The sequence below is a fragment of the Jiella mangrovi genome (assembly GCF_017815135.1).
GTDB lineage: Bacteria > Pseudomonadota > Alphaproteobacteria > Rhizobiales > Rhizobiaceae > Jiella > Jiella mangrovi.
On record NZ_JAGJCF010000039.1, the window covers coordinates 1 to 1,048 of the forward strand.

Sequence of the window (1,048 nt, forward strand, 5' to 3'; positions counted from 1 at the left end):
CTAGAGCGCATCCGGCTTAATCCGGTTCATAGCCGGCGGCGGCGAAGTAGTTGGCGCACTCGTCGGGTTTGAAGAGCGGGAGGACGGCTCCGACAGCATCCCATAGTCCGTCGACCGTTCGCTCGGCTCTCGCCCGCATGAGCGACTTGAGCTTGGAGAAGGCCATCTCGATCGGGTTGAAGTCGGGACTGTAGGGCGGCAGGTAATGCAGCTCGGCGCCTGCCCGCTCGATTGCCAGGCGGACGCCCTCGGCCTTGTGTGCCGGTAGATTATCCATGACCACGATATCGCCTGCCAAGAGCGTCGGCACGAGCACCTGCTCGACATAGGCCCGGAAGGCGATGCCGTTCATCGCGCCGTCGAGGACCATCGGCGCAGTCATGCCGGTCAGCCGCAGGGCGCCGGTGAACGTCGTCGTCTTCCAGTGACCATGAGGGATGCCAGCACGGCAGCGCTCGCCGCGAGGAGCCCGGCCACGCAGTCGCGCCATCTTGGTCGAGAGACCGGTCTCGTCAATAAACACCAATCGGGCGGGATCGAGATCGGGCTGGCCGTCGAACCATGCCTGGCGTCGCTTCAGGAGGTCGGCCCGCTCCTGCTCCAGTGCATGTGCGGTCTTTTTTTGAACGTCCAGCCATGGCGGCGGAGCCAGACGCTCAAGGCACTACGGCCGATCTGGATGTTCGCCTCGTCCGCCAGGCGCTTCACCATCTCGTCGAGCGTGATGTCCTTCTGCTCGCCAATCATCCCGGCGATGAAGGCTTCGTGCGGATCAAGAGCCGAACCGCGCCGCCAGCCCTGCGGGCGCGGGGTCCGCTCGCCGATCTTCGCCCGCCCGACCCAACGGATCGCCGTCGAGATGCCGACCCCGAACCGGGCCGCGGCCTGACGCGCCGACATGCCCTCCGAAGACGCCTTCAGAACCCTCGATCGCAAATCCTCGCTCAACGCTCTGGCCATCATCCACCTCCATCGAGGTGGACTTTGAATCAGACCAAGACGAAATCGTCACATCACATCCGATTCAGCGATCGTGAGACGTGCTCTA

The 1,048-nt window shown here is 64.2% G+C and carries 1 protein-coding gene; it reads right to left on the reverse strand.

The features are described from left to right. Positions 1-16: 16 nt before the first annotated feature. A protein-coding gene (locus J6595_RS22360; protein ID WP_245199107.1) for an IS630 family transposase occupies positions 17-960 on the reverse strand; the annotation gives its coding sequence in 2 pieces (ribosomal slippage) (positions 17-624 and positions 624-960; 945 coding nt in all). Between the last annotated feature and the right edge of the window lie 88 nt (positions 961-1,048).